The following is a 17,687-nucleotide window of genomic DNA, read 5'->3' on the forward strand; positions in this document are numbered from 1 at the left end:
CCGCTCTCCACGGATCGCACGCCACGGGGCCGGATGCTGGTGCGCATCCTTGCCCCGCGACGTGACGCGACGAGCCTTCGCGGACCGTGGTCCGCCAGGCTCGCTGCGTTGAAGCCTCCGTGCTCTCGGTGCTCTCCACGCGCGCTGCCCGTGGGGAGCCCCTCCAAGCACTGCGCGCCCGCATCGACGCGATGCGTCGATGCGTCCTTGCAGCAGTCGCGCTCCTCTCAGAGCCAGAACACGACTGCTCCGTGCGAGGGCTCTGCGAGCACTCGCCCCTGAGACGAGCTCCGCGCCTGGTCGCAGTGCTGCACGCAGCAGGCGAGGACCAGGGCGCTGCGCGTGGTGCACTGGATGCAGGAGCACCGTCTGGATGAGGCTCCGAGATGCAATGCGCATGTTCGCCCCGAGCAAGGAGCCGGAGCGGCAGCGCAGGCGACTGCTGCACCTGGCCGAGCAGCGACCGCAGCGGCAGCGGAGGGAGGTGCTCGGTGCTCCGGTCGACGGGCAGGAGCGGCAGCGGATGCCCGCCTCTGCGACTGCGCCCTGAGCCTGGGCGAAGCGATCAGTGCAGCGAGGCGCCGCATCAGCGTGCTCGGCGGTGCCGACTGTCACCACGGTCGGGCGGAGCGGCAGCGCAGCCCGGTCGAGGCGCCACGGCCGGCACCGCGGAGGCCACTGAGAGGGTGCGCGGTGCCGCGGAGCCTGTCCGCTTTCTGTCCGTTCTGTGGCGAATCTTGTCCGCTCTCTGTCCGTTCTGTGGCCATTGCTGTCCGAATCGTGGCGCAGCCAGGAAATGGCCTGTCCGTTCCGTGTCCGCTTCTTGTCCGGATCGTGGCCGTCTCTGTCCGAATCCTGTCCCGGCCGAAATGCGCCTGTCCGCTTCGTGGGCGTTCTCTGTCCGCTTCTTGTCCTGATCCGAAAATGGTCTGTCCGTTCCGTGTCCGTTTCTTGTCCGGATCGTGGCGTCCTCTGTCCGTTCTCTGTCCGCACGCGGCGGCCAGACCCTCTCGAGCACCCGCCGAATGAGGGTCTGAGGACAGAGAACGGACAGAGATGGCCAGAAAACGGACAGGCTGCTCGAAGGCGATGTCCGAATCGTGGCGATTCCTGTCCGTTCTCTGTCCCGCATTCCGAGGCGATCTCATGCCCGGTCAAGGCGCCACGGCCGGCACCGCGGAGGCTGCTGAGCGGTCAGGCGGTGCCGCGGAGTTTGGCAGCTCTCTGGCAGATCGTGGCATTTCCTCGGCAGACCCTGGCAGGATCATGGCACTCGTAGTCAGGATCGTGGCGCAGCCCAGAAGAAGGTCTGGCACTTCTCTGCCACTTCGTGATCGAATCGTGGCAGACCCTGGCATTTTCGTGGCACCTCTGCCGCAGCCCGAAAAGGGTTTGGCAGTTCTCTGGCAGATCGTGGCACTTCTGAGGCAGAGTCTGGCACTTCTGTGGCACGGCCCGAAAAGGGTTTGGCACCTCTCCGCCACATCATGGCATTTCTCTGGCAGACCTTGGCAGGATCGTGGCACGCCTTCGCGGCCAGACCCTCTCGAGCACCCGACGGATGAGAGTCCGAAGCCACTAAAATGCCAGACTCTGCCAAGAAAGTGACAGAGCATCCGCAGGCGATGGTCGAATCGTGGCACTCCTTGGCATTTCTCTGGCACGCTTTTTGAAGCGATTTCGAGCCCCTCGCAGCAGCGAGACGGGCGCCGCACGGCCTGCTGGCACCGCCGAGCCGGAGCGGCAGCGCAGGCGAGCATCACGACCTGCCGAGCGATGACCACGCCCGTCACCACGTGAGCTCTGCAGCCCGGAGAGCCTGGAGCGGCAGCGGATGGCTCGGAGGCGACCGGAGCGGCAGCGGAGGCAGGTGGTCGTAGTGGGGTACGCGTGAAGAGTGCACCTGGAATAATCGACTGCATGACCGAAGAAGCCTCGCTCGTCCCGATCTGGCCCGAGTTCGTAGTCCCGACCCTGCAGGTGCTCTCCGACGGGCAGAGCCACCAGCGCAGGGAGGTCTTCGACGAAGTGGCCATTCACGCCGGGATCGGCGACGACGCCCGCGCAGAGACGCTCAAGTCCGGAGGCACCCGCTACGAGCAGCGGATGGGCTGGGTGCTGAGCCACCTCGGCAAAGCGCACTGGGTGGAACGTCCTGAGCGCGGCCACTACGTCATCACCGAAGCCGGTCGCGCCGCCCTGGCGGACCACCCCGCCGGCTTCGACTACGCGCTCGCTCGAGAGGTGTTCGCCCCGTTCTGGCCAGACAGCGCCAAGAAGGCCGCACCCAGCTCCGCGGCCGACAGCCCGTCCGACGAGATCTCGGATCCAATCGAGGTGATCGAGGACGCGATCGCCCGCATCGAGGCCAACGTCGGAGAGGACCTCCTGGACCGCCTCAGGAACAGCCACCCCGACTTCTTCGAGCAGGCCGTGGTCGACCTGCTCGTGAAGATGGGCTACGGCGGAGCCACGGGCCGAGGCCGCCGCATCGGCGGCACCAACGACGAGGGAGTCGACGGTCTGATCAACCAGGACGCGCTCGGCCTCGACCAGGTCTACATCCAGGCGAAGCGCTACAAGGAGGGCAACAACGTCGGCCGTGAGCCGATCCAGGCCTTCGTCGGCGCCCTCCACGGGTTCGGCGCATCGCGTGGCGTATTCCTGACCACGAGCGCCTTCACCTCCGGGGCGATCGATTATGCGAACAAGGTGCAGTCGCGGATCATCCTGGTCGACGGCGCGAAGCTCGTGGAACTGATGATCGCCTACCGCGTCGGAGTGCAGGAGCAGCAGCCGTTCAGCGCCGTCGAAGTCGACGAGGACTACTTCGAGTAGCAGAGCTCGCTCTCGGCGGGCAGAGCACCGCGCGCCGCACGCTACGTCTCCGACGACGGCGACGCTCCTGCGGACCCGCCGCCGGACCTTCCCCTCGAGATCAGAGCACCGATCGCTGCCGTCGCCACCAGTCCGAGCACGGGCTTGCCGTGCTTCCACGCCGCTGATCCGGCCTCTACCAGAGCGTTCCTCACCTGAGGCCACTCCTTGAGCGCCTCGAGCAGTTCCTTCGGATCGACGTTCTTCCAGTCGACTTCGATGCCCAGGCCGTCGCAGAAGACCTGCACGACCGACTTCACGTCGTTGATCGACTCGATCGTCTTCGGGACGCCGCGCACGTGCGCGAGCTTGTACTCGTTCGTCTTCTCCGCAGCCCGGTCCATCCGCTGCACGAGGCCGGCGATCCTCTCGAGCAGCTTCTCCTGCGCTTCTTCGCGAGCCTTCGCGAGGCTCAATCGCCTGGTGTTGACCTTCTCCGGAGCGATGGCTGCCAACAGTGTGAGTTCCAGGACCGCGAGCTCGCCTTCGGCCACGAGGCTGCGGCCGATCACCGACAGCCAGCTGCGCACTTCGCCTTCAGCATGCTGCAGCCGCTCGTTCAGCTCGCCGATGCCCTTGCCCTGCTCGAGGTCGCTAGCTATGCCGTCGAGCCGGCGCATAGCGGTCTCCCTCACCTGGCGCACCACCATCGGCGCGCCGTCGACCTTCGACCAGATGGTCTCGTCGATCGTGCCCTCGGCGGCGCGCAGGCTCATGGCCTCCTCGATCTGCTGCTCGGCGCCAGCCAGTCGACCGATGACCTCGTCGTCCTGCGCCCTCAGCACGAGGTCGAGCTTGTAGTCGATCCTCTCCAGCATCGCCCTCAGCTCGACGGCCTCCTGCTCGCGCGCCGCCTGATCCAGGGACCCCGCGACGCCGGCGAGTGTTACCGGGTTCGACATCATCGCCTTCGCGCTCACGTCGAACTGCAGCCACTTCTTCATCGACCCTCGGGAGCCCGCCATCGCGTGGACGACGCCGGGGACGCCGCTCTCGGTCAGGCCGAACTCCTTGATGGCCTCCAGGGACTCTGGGGTGAGCTTCACCCACATGCCCGACTCGACTGCGCTCTCCGAGAGCTTCTGGACCATCTCGCTCGAGGCCCTGAGTCCCGGGACCAGCTTTTCCTTGCCGAAGGCCACTGCGCGTCCGAGCAGGCCCTGCGACTGGAGGTAGCCCTCGACGTCCTGCCGCGAACGGCCGAGCACCAGCATGTTCTCGAAGTCCGAGACCCACTCGACCTCGTGGTCGAACTCCTGCTCGGAGTCGTTCGGGACCAATTCGTCATCCGCATCGCTGCGGCTTTCGTCGCTCATGCCTCGATATTACTGAGAAGTGTTGCACCGATGAGTGCTACGGGAACGCAACGACGGCATCAGCACGTCTTCGCGAGCACACGGGCATGCAGAAAGCCCCGGGTACGCGTTCTCGCGTACCCGGGGCTCCATGGCGGATGACCGGATCTACTCCTCGTAACGGGGGTCCGCACCGCCGCCGTAGGTCGGAGCTGCGACAGGCGTAGCGACCCGAGTCTTCGCTGCACGGGCCGCGTCGTCTGCGTCGCGAGCGCTCTGGCGCTTGCCCTCGATATGCTCGCGGACCAGGCGCATGTTGTCCTCGCCCACGTTCTTCGCCATCAGCTGCACGGCTTCGAGAGCCCACTTCGCGCGCATCTTCTCGTTCGGGTCGCGGTCGACCATCACGGTCTGCTCGACCCTCGCGCCGTCCTTCTTGACCCTGCGGATCTGCTCGCGGGGCGGCTCGGGCTCGATGCCGAGGAGCGCGTAGAGCTCTTCTGCCAGCCCGCTGCGGGACTCCTGCGCCTTGGCTGCGCGCTTCTCGGCCTGCTCCGCCTCGCGCTCCTCGCGCTCGATCGCTGCGAGCTCGCGCTTCGCCTTCTCCGCTGCAGCCCTTGCGTTCAGCAGCTTCGTGCTCATTTGCTTCGCCATGGGTCAGCTCCTCTCGTTCGATTCGTGCTCCTGCGTCCTGCCAGGCCGGGCGACGACCCGGAAGCCCCTGGCAGCCAGAGCAGCGAGGTCATCGGCGCCCACCAGGCTGGGCTGCGGCGGGCTCTCGTCGCCAGCAGCGGTCACAGTGGGCTGAGGGCCAGAGGGTGGAGCCTCTGGCAGCGGAGTCCTCGGGTAGTCGATCACCGCGAGCAGCGCCTCGGCCTCGGCCCGCTTCTGCTCTCGCTCCCCGCGCATGGCACTGCCGATCTCGCGGACGCGCCTGTCGAACTCCGCCTCCCTGGGCTGCCCCGTGAGCACGCGGTGCGACTGCTCCTGGACGGGCAGAGCGAGGTAGGCGCTCCCTGCCGCAGCGAGGTCCTCGCTGCTGAGGGGCACGTCCTCGACGCAGTCCTCGGCCGCGCCGTCCGCAGTGCCGTCCAGGGCGCCGTCGTCAGCCGGCCCGGGAGCAGGAGCGTTCCCGCCGCCGCTGCCGGAGGGTCCGCCGCCAGCAGCAGAGGCGCCGATGCGGACGATGCCGCGCTGGTCCTCGGCCAGACGGTCGTAGGTCCACTTGCTGCCCAGGCCCAGGTCCGCCTCGTCGCGGTCCCTGTAGCAGCGGTGCGACAGCGGCTCGTGCACCTTGCAGTGCGACGACGCGCGGAACCGGGCGCCCGTGGTGCTGCCGTTCCGGCCGCCGTCGTCCCAGGTGCTCGACTTCGCGACCTCGATGCGGAGCGACTTCCTGAACTCCTTCGAGCTGGGCGGCTTGCTGCCGGGGTACTCCTCCCCGAACCACTTCCGGTACAGGTCGTAGACGAACCCCCACGGCAGGCCGTCCCAGACGAACTGGCTCTCGAACTCGTGCCAGAACGCCCGCACGGAGTCGTTCTCGCGGACCATCTCGGCCTTGAGGTCGAGGCACGCCTGCGGCTCGGAGAACTCCTGCGCGTCGCACTCCAGCGCACGGCGCAGGTAGTAGCACTGCACGTCCTCGCGGCCGACGTAGTCGGACTTGATGTAGCGCCGCTCGTTGCCCTCGAAGTGGGCCGTGCAGGGGATGAACACTCCTCGCCTGGCCCACGAGTCGCTGCGGTCGCGCACCTGCGGCAGCTCGTTGATGCACTGCAGGACGTACATGCGGTGGTTCATGTCGACCGGGTCCTGGTGCTTCGCCTCCAGCGACCAGGCGTCCTCGGTGAGCACCGACTTGAGCGTGCTCAGCGACTCGACCCTGGCCCCCACGTCGTTCTCGTCGGCGATGGCGTGCTGAACGGTCATGACCCGGCCCGGCAGGAACTGCGCACAGAGCGCCTGCAGGTCGCCGTTCCAGGTGTTCCTGGAACCGACGATGCCCCGGATCGCGCGCAGCAGCGTGCCCTTACCGTTGTTGCCGAGCGCCGAGTAGAGGAACCCCGCCTTGTTCCAGGGGTGGTTCGGGAACACAGCCGCGCAGAACAGCTGCCACAGCACCTCCTGGACCTCGGCGTCGTCGGTCATCGAGGTGACCAGCTCGTCGGCGCTCCAGGTCGTGCCGTCGTCGGGGTTGACGATGACCGGGCACTCCGCCGTGGGGTCGTACGCGACGGGGCTCTTCCAGACGAACACGCGCTCGGGCGAGTGCGGCTCCAGCCTGCGGGTCCGACGGTTGTAGACGCCGTTCGCGACCGGGATGGAGAGGTGCGCCTCCCGCGTGATCGTGCGCTTCGGCACGAGGCCGTCGAGCGTCGCCAGCGCGTCCGCCACCTCGGCGACGAAGTAGCGCTTGGCGCCGGGCATCACCGAGCGCACGGCGGCCGTCAGGGCGCTGGCCTCGATCGAGTGGATGCCCTCGTCCTCACCGGAGTCCTGGTAGACGCCGAGCCTCTCGATCCCTGCGGCGAGCTCGATGCGGACGATGACGTGCTTCTGCGCGACGATGCGCGCGATGGCGGCGGAGCCGACCCTTTCGCCGTACTGGCCGACGAAGTCGAAGCCCTCGTCGTCGACGATGCCTGGGAACGCCGACAGCAGCTCCGCGGCCTGCCAGTCGGTGAGCTCGAGCAGCGGCTTGTAGTCGCCCTGCGAGGCGTCCTTCTTCTCGATGAACTCGACGCCGCGGTGCTTGAACGCCCTGTTGGTGAGGCAGACGAGCTCCTGCTCCTTCGCGCGGGCGGACTCGTGGCCGGCGTCGCTCAGCTTCCACTGCTCGATCGCGCGCGAGGTGACGTCGCCGATGATGCCGCGGCGCGTCATGCGCGAGAAGCGGCTGACCGGCTGGTCCGTGAGCACCTTGCGCTCGAAGGCGGGCACGGCGCTGCTCAGCTTCTTCTGCGGAGAGGTGACGGGCTTCGCGGCGGCAGTCCCTGATGAGGCTCGCTTCTCCTGTTGCGAATCGTTCTCATTAGCGTTAGACTGGGGGTAGTTCAAAGCTTCAGCACCAGCACCGAACTCTGCCGCCCCGTTACCAGCGGGGCGGCTTTCTTTTCCGGGCGTACCGCCCGTCTCGGGCGCGCTCTGCGGAGTCGTCTCAGGCATGGGCGGCCTCGTTCCCGCCGAGGATCGAGGCGAGCTGCTCGCGCTGGCGCTCGGTCAGCCGCGGCGCGTTCGCGACGATGCGTGCGATCGCGAAGTTGAGCTCGGTCTCGGGCGCAGGCTTCGCCTCGCTGTGGTGGACGACTGCCGGGCGCGCGAAGGCCTCCAGGTCCTCCAGCCGGATCTTGATCCTCCGGCCAGTGCGGACAGCTGGGAGCCTGCCCGCGGCGATCCAGCTGCGGAGGGTCGAGTACGCGCCGTAGCCGGCTGCTTCCGCTTCGTAGAGGGAGAGGTACTGCGGGGTGTCGACGTTCGGTCGGGTGGTCCTTGCCATGGACGGCATTCGGGGTCTCCTAGTAGTAGACCCCGTCCCGCTAGGACGAGATCGCTACCAGGCCTATCGGCGCCCAGCCCGACAACCATTGTCTGCGGCGATCTTATGCAGCCGGCTCCGTGGCACCGACCGGGCGGCATCGCTGCCGCCGGCACGCTCTCTCCCGCGCGTGCCCTGAATCGTCATCCGGCTTGGGAGGGAGCTCCGGCCGATTCACCCGGCTTGCGCCCGGCTCATCATCTTGACTTGTTCATGAGCCTAGTCGCCCTTTTGCATCATGTCAAATCGCAGCGCTTGCTGCCCAGATTTCGAATATGCTTTTAGCGCTCAACAATGGCCAGGATGACAATCGCGTATTCGGCGGTCACTGCGCCGCGCTCCTCTCGGCCGAGCCTGCGCGCCAGCGCGCGTGCACGGGTGCGGGTGGCGAGCGCCCAGCGCGCGCGGCGCGTCACTTGAGCCGCCACGGGCGGCTGCGCGGCGCGCTCTGAAACGTGTGCGGTGTGTGGTGAGTTCACGGGAGTCCCTTCGTGTGTGCACGGCCCGGCGGGCGCCGGTGCCTCTATGCTGCGCGGTGCCGCGCGGTGGCGGGGGCGGCGAGTGAGGCTGTGGAAAAGTCGGCGTGATGTGGCCGGGCTGCGGGGTGTGGAGAACGTGTCGCGGGGCGGGAGCGCCCCGAGCTCCGCCCCGGGCTACAGCCCGCCGAGCATCGCGATGACCACGGGAGCGACACCGATGGCGATGAACGCGGGCAGCACGCACACCCCCAGCGGAACCAGCACGCGCACCCCGAGCCGCTCGGCGGCCTGTTCGAGGAGGAGCGGCCGGAGCGCCACACCGGTCGCCGCCGCTGCGCGGACCGTCGTGGCGAGCACTCCTCCGGCAATGAAACTGTCGAAGCGCACCCACTCGGCACCGTACGCGTCCACCGCGTCGGCGACACGCAGCGTCGCCAGGGCTGGGGCTGCGCCGCCGCCGAGCGCAATCCACAGCAGCTCACACTCGTCCCCGTCGACGCGATCTGCGTGCTCCACGCGCTGCCGCAGCGCACGGGCCCAGGCCACGCCCGCGAGCAGCAGTGCGGTCCCCACACCGAACAGGGCAGCACCCGCACCGCTAAGCAGCACGGGCAGCGGGTTGAACCCCAGGAGGGCCCCCAGACCGAACGTGAGAAGCGGGAGCGCAGAGACCAGGCGCACGGTGGCGCGGGGCCCCGACAGCAGCACGTCGCGCCGCTCCCCCAACCGCTCAAGCTCCCGGAGCGCGCCGCCGATGCGGTCGAGCGCGGGCGCGAGCGGGGCGCCGCTCTCCGCGGCCAGGTGCCACGCCACCGCGAGCACGCGCCAGGGCGGGGCGTCCTCGGCAGCAATCGCGACCGGTGGCGGCTCTCCCGCGGCGACGCGGGCCGCGATGCGCGACCCGGCGGTGTGCGCGGGCTCTGACTCGAGTGCGGTGAACACGCGCGCCGCGGGCACGCCCCCGCGCAGCAGCGCCGCGCACCGGGCCGCGAGCTGAGCGGGAGCGGCGGGGTCGGGCGGCTCGCGCGGCCCCGCGCCTGGAAACAGCCGGAGCAGGGCGTCGCGGCCCCGCGCCCACCCCGCACGCTCGCGGATCGAGGCGCGCGCCCGGCGCGGGGTGCGCTCGCTCGGCATCACCAGCTCCGCGACTCAATCTCGAGTGCACCGCGCGCACCGACTCGAAGCCGGCCGACCCCTGAGATGCGCGGGCGACCCGCCTCGCGGGAGAGGTGCACCACGAGGTCGAGCGCCGAGACCGCCTGCCGGGCAAGCTCCGCGTGGCCGAGCCCGGCGACGGCCCCGAGCGCTTCGAGCCGCGCGGGCACCTCGGAGATCCGGCTCGCGTGGAGCGTGCTCACGCCGCCGTCGTGCCCCGTGTTGAACGCGGCGAGGAGCGTCGAGATCTCTGCGCCGCGGCACTCGCCCAGCGCGATCCGGTCCGGGCGCATGCGGAGCGCCTCGCGCAGGAGGTCGTCGAGCGTGACGCGGCCGACGCCCTCGGTGCTCGCCTGCCGGGCCTCGAGGGCAACAGCGTGCGGATGCTGCAATCGGAGCTCCGCGAGATCCTCGATCGTGACGATGCGTTCAGCGCCGTCCGCGAGGTCGAGGAGGGCCGCGAGCAGCGTGGTCTTGCCGGTGCCCGTGCCGCCCGTGATCAGCAGGTTGCGGCGGGCCGCCACGGCCGAGCGGAGCAACTCCGCGGTGCGCGGCGCGCAGATCCCGCCGGCCACGAGTGCCGGGAAATCGAGGGGTTCGAGACGCGGCACCCTGATCGACACGGCCGCCCCCGCGACCGCGACGGGCGGGAGCACCGCGTGGACCCGGATGCTGTCGCCGAGGCGCACGTCGCCGCACGGGTGCAGTTCGTCGAGGTGCCGCCCACCTGCCCCGATGAGTGCGGTGGCGAGACGCTGCACGGCCGCCGGGTCGGCGGTCCACTCGGGCACCGCCTCGAGCGTTCCGCCGCGGTCGAGCCAGAGCCCCCCGCGGCCACCGCGCACCTGCACGAGGAGGTCGCGGAGCTCGGGCAGGTCGAGGAGCGGCAGGAGGCCGCCGAGCGCGCGGCGGGCGGCGAGCGGGAGGTGAGCCGTCCGTGTTGGCGGCTGGGCTGCGGGGCCCCACTCCGCGAAGAGGTCGGCGGGCGGGGGCGGGGGTGCCTCGGGCGCCCGTGCCGCCGGGGCGCGGCCGCGGCGCCACAGCTCGCGCCGCGCGGACACGCGCCGGCGCGAGCCGCGGAGCTCGTGCGCTGGGGTGCCGCGCCGCGCCGCGCCGCGGCTCCGAACTTCGGTGGCGGTGTGGTGCGGGACGGCGGCTGGCGCGGCTGAAAAGGTCATGTGCGCAATTCCACCGCGGCGCTCGCGCGCTCCGGCCGGCGAACGCGCCACTGTGGATAGTTCGGTGTTTTTCTCCGCCTGTGAAACATTGTGAGCGGACCCCTGCGGACGGTATACCCTGGTGATGAAACGACGCTTTCGGCGCGCGAGCGCGCGGGAAGCACCCCACTCGAGACCACGGATAAGGGCGTCCATGACTGACCAGCTCGGAACCATCGAAAGCCACCCCCTGCAGCACGCGGACGGCACCGAAAGCTATCCCCCGAGTGCGGCATTTCGTGAACAGGCGAATCTGAACGACCCCTCGGTGTACTGGCGCGCCGCTGAAGACCCGGAGGGGTACTGGGCCGATCAGGCACAGAACCTGGCCTGGACGAAGCCGTTCACCGAGATCCTCGACTGGACCAACCCGCCGTTCGCGAAGTGGTTCGCAGACGGCGAGCTGAACGTCGCGGAGAACTGCCTCGACCGGCACGTCGCGGCGGGCCTCGGCGACCGCGTGGCGATCCACTTCGAGGGCGAGCCCGGCGACACGCGCACCATCACCTACGCGGAGCTCACCCATGAGGTAAAGCGCGCCGCGAACATGCTCACGAGCCTCGGCGTCGCCCAGGGCGACCGCGTGGCCATCTACATGCCGATGATCCCCGAGACCGTCATCGCGATGCTCGCCGTCGCCCGGCTCGGCGCGGCGCACTCGGTGGTCTTCGGCGGGTTCAGCGCCGAGAGCCTGCGCGCCCGCATCGACGACGCTGGCGCGGAGCTCGTGATCACCGCTGACGGCGGCTACCGCAAGGGCCGGGTCTCCGCGCTGAAGCCGACGGTCGACGACGCGCTCGCCCTGCACGGTGGCGGCAGCACCGTCGAAAAGGTGCTCGTGGTGCAGCGCGGCGAGAACGAGATCACCATGACGCCCGGCCGCGATCTGTGGTGGCACGACGAGATCACCGCGTACGACGGGGAGCACACCCCGCAGGGCTTCCCCGCAGAGAACCCCCTGTTCATCCTCTACACCTCGGGCACAACCGGGAACCCGAAGGGGATCCTACACACCTCGGGCGGCTATCTCACGCAGGTGAGCACCACGCACCGCAACGTCTTCGACCTCAAGCCCGAGACCGACGTGTACTGGTGCACCGCCGACATCGGGTGGATCACCGGGCACAGCTACGTGGTCTACGGCCCGCTCGCCAACGGCGCGACGCAGGTGATCTACGAGGGCACCCCCGAGACCCCCGACTGGGGCCGCTGGTGGAGCATCATTCAGAAGTACGGCGTCTCGATCTTCTACACGGCGCCGACCGCGATCCGCGCCTGCATGAAGATGGGCCGCCAGATCCCCGAGCAGTACGACCTCTCGAGCGTGCGGCTCCTCGGCTCGGTTGGCGAACCGATCAACCCCGAGGCGTGGCGCTGGTACCGCGAGGTCATCGGTGCGGGCGCGGCCCCCATCGTTGATACCTGGTGGCAGACCGAGACCGGCGCGCTCATGATCTCACCGCTTCCGGGGCTCACGAGCCTCAAGCCCGGCAGCGCGCAGGCTGCGCTCCCCGGCATCGACGTCAATGTGGTCAACGAGCAGGGTGAGCGCGTCAACCCGGGCCAGGGCGGCCTGCTCACGATCCGGCGCCCGTGGCCGTCGATGGTGCGCACGATCTGGGGTGACGATCAGCGGTTCATCGACACCTACTGGTCCAAGTTTGGTGACCAGTACTTCGCGGGCGACGGCGCGCGCGTCGACGAGGACGGCGACATCTGGCTGCTCGGTCGCGTCGACGACGTGATGAACGTGTCGGGGCACCGGCTCTCGACCGCGGAGATCGAGTCCGCGCTCGTGGAACACCACGCGGTCGCGGAGTCCGCGGTGGTGGGCGCCGACGACGAGACCACCGGTCAGGCGGTGGTCGCGTTCGTGATCCTGAAGTCGCAGCAGACGATCCTCACGCCCGAGGATGCGGAGGCTGCCCTGAAGAAGCACGTCGCCGGCCAGATCGGTGCAATCGCCCGCCCCCGCAGCATCTACGTCGTCAACGAGCTGCCGAAGACCCGCTCTGGGAAGATCATGCGGCGCCTGCTGAAGGACCTGGCCGAAGGCCGCGAGGTCGGCGACACGACGACCCTCGCCGACACCATGGTCATGTCGACCATCCAGGCGAAGGTCGCCGGCGGCAAGTAGCCGCAGCACACAGCACAGGCCCGGCATCCGCACTGGATGCCGGGCCTGTGCTGTGTGCTGCGCGCGGGACGCAGCCAACGACCACAGCGGTGAGGGACCTCGGAGCCCGCACCGCCGTGGTCGTTTCATGTCGTCTCGCCACAATGAGATATCTCAGCTTACTCATTGACACCCCACAGGCACTCCGAAAGACTGATGTGTCAGGATTCTCTACATTTTGGGGGCGCAGTGCAGCACCGGATCACCACGCATCGGCACACATCTTCCCGACTCATTGCAGGCATCGTCGCTGCCCTCACCCTCATCAGCTTTGCGGCGGTGACCCCGGTAGTTGCCGCCCCCGCCTCAGCGGCCCCGATCGCCATCGCCGCGGCCGTTGCCCCGACCGGGCCGATCTCGGTGCCCGCGTGCGCCGGCACCACGTCGACGTCGTATGGCGCCCCGAACACGCCCTCGGGTTTCACCTTCGCGGAGTCGAGCACCGGCGCTCAAGCGTTGCGTGCAGGCAAGACCGTGATGCTCTACGGGAACGAGGGCAGCGTGTACGTTGACGGCGCGGGCAACAACATCAGTGATGGTCAGGGCGGTTTGCCCTACTGCGGGGCCCGCGTGCTCGACAGCGGTGAACTCGAGGTTGATTGGCGGTTCTGCACTGACCAGGGCAAACGGGGATGCGCTGATCTGCCGCCAAGCTCAGAATGGACGGGCACACCCGATAATCCGCTCACTGCGGAGCAGAAGCTCCAGATCTCAAACGTCTTGATCGACGCCACGTTCGACACAAAGCGAGACCGCGCGATCACCCAGCTCCAGGTCTGGTGCGTCTCCGACAACTGGGCTGAGGGGTCGGTGAACACCGACGCGAAGAAATACTTCAACTACAACAATTTTCAGGGCGCCGAGACAGGAAATGATCTTGAAACCCGCAAGCTCTCAGACGCCGAGGCACGGTGCGCGTATCTGCCCGACCTCGCGCACACCCCGACGCTGACGCTGACCGGGCCCAGCGCCACGATCGCGGCTGGCGCCCCGGCACAGTTCACCCTCACCACGAACGTCACCTCGCCCATCACGCTCGCCAGCACGGGAGCGGCATCGCTGCAGCTGTGCCCGGTCGACCAGGACCGCGTCACCTTCGACGGCACGATGCTGCAGCTCAGCGAGCCTGGCGCTGCGACGCTGTGCGCGTATTCGACGACGAGCGCCGCGGTTTCCGTGACTGCGGACACCGGCGATCTTCCCCAGGCGGCCGGACTGAATCTGCTCTGGAACGGAAACACCGGCTGCCAGGTCTTCGCCGACTACTTCGAGGGCGCACGGGTACGCCTGGCCCAGACCGCGAACGCCAATTTCATCGGCTCGGGTACGTTCACTGTCACCAAGGCTTTTGACGGGGTCTCCCCCACGGCGGGGGACCTTGACGATGTGACCATCGAACTGTCGTATTCGGTCACCGGGGGGCCCGCCCTTCCCCCGGGCACACCGAACAGCGGCCGCCTCGTACTCAACCACGCCAACGGCTTCGCTGCCACGGGACCGAGCTACCCGGATGGCACCACGGTGTCGATCGCGGAGACCGCGATCACCGGGCTCCCCGCGTCCTTGGAGCAGCAGAGCGCCAGCTGGACCGTCGACGGCGCGGCGACGCCCGGAGATACCGTCGAGATCACGATCGGTGACGGCAGCACGGTCGCCGTCGCGTTGACCGACACCCTCTCCGAGCTTCTGGGCACCTTCGAGGTGCGCAAGAGCTTCGCCTTCACCGATGGTTCAACGACGCCCCCGGCAGGCACCGAGGTGGAGGTTCGCTGGTGGCTGCAGGGCGCCGCCGAGAGCACCGCCGAGACCATCACGTTGAACGCGGCGCACGGCTTCATCTCGCTCCCGGGAACCGACACCGGCAATCCGACGCTGTTTCCGCTCGGAACGACGATCTTGCTCGAAGAGGTGCCGCAGACGATTCCCGGCGTCTCGAACGTGATCGACTGGGGCGGCAATACCGATCCGAGTTATACCGGTCCCGGCAATCGCGGCATGGTCACCATCGCGGAGGAATGGAATCCCGCGTCGCACACGCCCGGCGGCGATACGTCTGCCGCCGAGGTTCAGCTCACCAACGGCATCGACATCGACAACGGTTCGCTGACCGTCCGCAAGCTGGTCCAGGATGACGGCGGCGGCACACAGCCAGGGATGGGCAGCGGCCCATTCGATGACGTTGAGATCCTGGTCACGGCCAGCTGGGTGCACGTCCAACTGAACGTGACCGGAAGCAACGTCTTGTTGCTGAACGCCAGCAACAACTGGACCGCGGGACTCGGCACTGACCTGCCGGTGGGAACGGAGGTGACGCTTCAAGAGACTGAGATCAGAAGCACAGGCCCCAGCATCGAGTGGGTGGGTGATCCGTCGTGGTCGTGTGAGAACTGCACCCCTCCGTTCGTGAACGTACCGGCAGAGACACAGAGCGTCAGCATCACCGCCGCGGCTGCGGGAGAGGCGATCCCTGATCTGGCTCTCGTGATGACGAACGGGTACCGGATCATGACCGGATCGTTCGCGGTCGAGAAGATCGTGGCCGGCGACATCGACCGCGACGATGACCGTCTGGCTGGCGTGGAATTCGTCGCAGCGTGGGCATCGAGCGATCCGTCACAGCCGGGCGGTGAGCTGGTCCTGAGTGCGCCCGATTGGGCCGCGGTTCCGGTCAACGATGCTGGCGATCCAGTCAATTTTCCGCTCGGCACCGAGATCACGCTGAGTGAGATTACCCTGCCGGCTATCCCCGGCGTGGTGTGGGGCGATGACGTGATGTGGAGCATCGGCGACCAGGGTCTTGATGCCTCGCTGACCATCGTCGATGAGGGCGCGGCACCGTCAGCGGCCGTCACGCTGACCAACTTCGCCGAACTGCACGAGGGCAGCTTCTCCATCGCGAAGTACGTGCACAGTATTGCGCCCACCGACACCACCGACGCACGCTTTGAGGTGAGTTACCGCTCTCCGGGAGATACCCCCGCTTACGCAGGAACGCTCACCGTCACGAACGACGATGAGGTGTTCTCGGACGCGTTCCCGGCCGGAACTGAGCTGTTGCTCGAGGAAATCCTGCCCGAGTCGCTGCCCGGCACTGCCGGATGGCAGGCACCTCAGTTCGTCGACGGGGAGGGTACGGTGCTCGAAGCGCCGGTGCTGATCACCATCGGCGACGGTACCGATGTGCGGGTCGAGCTCATCAACACCACCGTTGAGCCCGATGACCCCCGCCCCACACCGCCGGATCCGAACGACCCGTCGCCGCAGGACCCGATTACACCGTCGCCGCTGGATCCGAGCGACCCTTCGCCGCAGGACCCGAGCCAGGGTCTGCCCGTCACGGGCGCTGAGGCTGGCGTGCTCGCGGCCTGGGGCGCCGCAGCGCTCCTGCTGATTCTCGGCGGCGCGGCTGCGGTGATTGCCTCGAGGCGACGCAGCTAGTCCGGCGCGGCGCTCCGCCGCGGCCCGCGCAACGCCACAGGCCCGGCATCCGCACTGGATGCCGGGCCTGTGGCGTTGCGCGGGCGCAGCGAGTGCTGCGCGTCGCCGCTAGTCCTCGATCTTGAAGACGAACTCGATCTCGACGGGCGCGTCAAGCGGGAGCACCGCGACGCCGACGGCCGAGCGCACATGGATGCCCAGATCGCCGAAGACACGGCCCAGGAACACCGAGGCGCCGTTTGCGACCCCCGGCTGCCCGGTGAACGAGGGGTCCGAGGCGACGAACGCGGTCACCTTGACCACCTGCGTGATCCGGTCGAGCGACCCGATCACACCGCGCACCGCCGCGAGCGCGTTCAGTGCGCACAGCTGAGCGAGCTCCTCCGCCTGCTCGGGCGACACGAGGTCCGCACCCACCCCGACCTTGCCCGTTGCGGGAAGCGCCCCGTCGACGAACGGCAGCTGACCCGCCGTGTAGACGTAGTTCCCGTCGCGCAGCGCGGGCACGTAGGCGGCGACCGCCGCGGCGACCTCCGGGATCTCGAATCCGAGTTCGCGCAGGCGATCCTCAATCACTGATGACATGCGGTTAGGCCTTCTTTCTCTTCAGGTAGGCGACGTTGCCGCCCGCCGGTCCCTCAATAATCTGCACGAGCTCCCACCCCTGCGCTCCCCAGTTGTTCAGGATCTGCGCCTCGTTGTGCAGCAGCAGCGGGGTCACGAAGTACTCCCACTGCGCCGTCTCGGCCGTTTCACTCACGTACGGGTCTCCCTCGGAATTCAGCCGGACTGGTCCGGGTCGGTCAGGTCTGCGTCTACCGCGGTCCGCGTGGTGCGCGGATTGTCAGCAAATTCGCCTACGGTCGATTGTATGGCTAGGAAGTTCTCTGCGGCCTCGGGGCTGCGCACGCTGAAACCTCGGAGTGCGAGTGGAGCTGTCGGCGGGATGCTCGGTGCCATCGCGATGAGCGCGATCGCGGGCGTGCTCGTCACGGCCGCGATGACCCCCGTCGTCGCGCTGAGCGGCACCGCCGCGAACTCGGCGATCGACATCTTCGAGAATCTCCCCAGCCACCTCGACCCCGGCCAGCTGGCCGAGCCGTCGACGCTGTGGGCCACCGGCTCGGACACCACGACCTACAAGCTCGCGGAGTTCTACGACCAGGACCGCAAGACCGTGGCCTGGGACGACATCTCCCAGTTCGTGAAAGACGCCGCGGTCGCCGAGGAGGACCCGCGCTTCTACACGCACGGCGGCGTCGACATGCTCGCGACCGCTCGCGCGGTGCTGCAAAACCTCGCCGGCAAAGACCTCTCCGGCGCCTCGACGATCACCATGCAGTACGTGCGCAACGTGCTCATCCAGGAGGCCTACGCCATCCCGGACGAAGAGGAGCGCAAGGCCGCGTACAAGGAAGCGATGCGCCAGGACATGGATCGCAAGCTCAAGGAAATGAAGCTCGCGATCAGCATCGAGAAGAAGTACCCGAAGGACGAGATCCTGCTCGGCTA

General features: G+C 68.4%; 14 protein-coding genes. 5 read left to right on the top strand and 9 right to left on the bottom strand.

Annotated elements, in window-relative coordinates; translation table 11 throughout:
- Nucleotides 1–373 precede the first annotated feature (373 nt).
- Together EV139_RS15895 and EV139_RS09050 are read left to right on the top strand one after the other, a co-directional pair.
- Nucleotides 374–550, top strand: coding sequence for a hypothetical protein (locus tag EV139_RS15895; protein ID WP_157993026.1), 177 nt, complete (start codon nt 374–376; stop codon nt 548–550).
- Between the two features lie 1,370 nt (nt 551–1,920).
- On the top strand, nt 1,921–2,838 hold the full coding sequence (locus tag EV139_RS09050) for a restriction endonuclease (RefSeq protein ID WP_130453976.1): 918 nt from the start codon (nt 1,921–1,923) through the stop codon (nt 2,836–2,838).
- A gap of 41 nt (nt 2,839–2,879) precedes the next feature.
- Here the strand turns inward: EV139_RS09050 and EV139_RS09055 are convergent, their stop codons facing one another.
- The 7 genes from EV139_RS09055 to EV139_RS09085 form a co-directional block, all read right to left on the bottom strand.
- Nucleotides 2,880–4,193: a hypothetical protein gene (locus EV139_RS09055; RefSeq protein ID WP_130453977.1), complete on the bottom strand. Its 1,314-nt coding sequence runs from the start codon at nt 4,191–4,193 to the stop codon at nt 2,880–2,882.
- A 147-nt stretch (nt 4,194–4,340) separates the two neighbouring features.
- Nucleotides 4,341–4,826 (bottom strand): hypothetical protein, encoded by a 486-nt coding sequence (locus EV139_RS09060; protein WP_130453978.1) that lies wholly within the window; start codon nt 4,824–4,826, stop codon nt 4,341–4,343.
- 3 nt (nt 4,827–4,829) lie between these two features.
- Entirely contained in the window at nt 4,830–7,340 is a 2,511-nt protein-coding gene (locus EV139_RS09065; RefSeq protein WP_130453979.1) for a DNA primase family protein, read from the bottom strand.
- Nucleotides 7,333–7,671 (bottom strand): helix-turn-helix domain-containing protein, encoded by a 339-nt coding sequence (locus tag EV139_RS09070; RefSeq protein WP_130453980.1) that lies wholly within the window; start codon nt 7,669–7,671, stop codon nt 7,333–7,335. The genes EV139_RS09065 and EV139_RS09070 overlap by 8 nt, the downstream gene beginning before the upstream one ends.
- Before the next feature lie 320 nt (nt 7,672–7,991).
- Nucleotides 7,992–8,189 (bottom strand): hypothetical protein, encoded by a 198-nt coding sequence (locus tag EV139_RS09075; protein WP_130453981.1) that lies wholly within the window; start codon nt 8,187–8,189, stop codon nt 7,992–7,994.
- 174 nt (nt 8,190–8,363) lie between these two features.
- A complete protein-coding gene (locus tag EV139_RS09080) occupies nt 8,364–9,323 on the bottom strand; it encodes a type II secretion system F family protein (RefSeq protein WP_130453982.1) in 960 nt (319 codons plus the stop codon).
- Complete coding sequence (locus EV139_RS09085; protein ID WP_130453983.1) at nt 9,323–10,522, bottom strand: TadA family conjugal transfer-associated ATPase; 1,200 nt, start codon at nt 10,520–10,522, stop codon at nt 9,323–9,325. Before EV139_RS09085 ends, EV139_RS09080 begins: the two co-directional genes overlap by 1 nt.
- Before the next feature lie 193 nt (nt 10,523–10,715).
- Here EV139_RS09085 and acs point away from each other — a divergent pair, with 193 nt between their 5' ends.
- Nucleotides 10,716–12,698, top strand: coding sequence for an acetate--CoA ligase (gene acs / locus EV139_RS09090; protein WP_130453984.1), 1,983 nt, complete (start codon nt 10,716–10,718; stop codon nt 12,696–12,698).
- A 228-nt stretch (nt 12,699–12,926) separates the two neighbouring features.
- Entirely contained in the window at nt 12,927–16,175 is a 3,249-nt protein-coding gene (locus tag EV139_RS09095; RefSeq protein WP_130453985.1) for a DUF5979 domain-containing protein, read from the top strand.
- Nucleotides 16,176–16,283: 108 nt separating this feature from the next.
- Here the strand turns inward: EV139_RS09095 and EV139_RS09100 are convergent, their stop codons facing one another.
- Together EV139_RS09100 and EV139_RS09105 are read right to left on the bottom strand one after the other, a co-directional pair.
- Nucleotides 16,284–16,760 carry a RidA family protein gene (locus EV139_RS09100; RefSeq protein WP_130453986.1) on the bottom strand — a complete coding sequence of 159 codons (477 nt, stop codon included), beginning with the start codon at nt 16,758–16,760 and terminating at the stop codon, nt 16,284–16,286.
- Nucleotides 16,761–16,764: 4 nt separating this feature from the next.
- Complete coding sequence (locus EV139_RS09105) at nt 16,765–16,935, bottom strand: Sp36 family protein (RefSeq protein ID WP_130453987.1); 171 nt, start codon at nt 16,933–16,935, stop codon at nt 16,765–16,767.
- 111 nt (nt 16,936–17,046) lie between these two features.
- Here EV139_RS09105 and EV139_RS09110 point away from each other — a divergent pair.
- The coding region (locus tag EV139_RS09110; protein ID WP_241989008.1) for a biosynthetic peptidoglycan transglycosylase at nt 17,047–17,687 on the top strand (641 nt) is incomplete at its 3' end.

The sequence above is a fragment of the Leucobacter luti genome, assembly GCF_004217175.1.
In the GTDB taxonomy this organism is placed as follows: Bacteria; Actinomycetota; Actinomycetes; order Actinomycetales; family Microbacteriaceae; genus Leucobacter; species Leucobacter luti.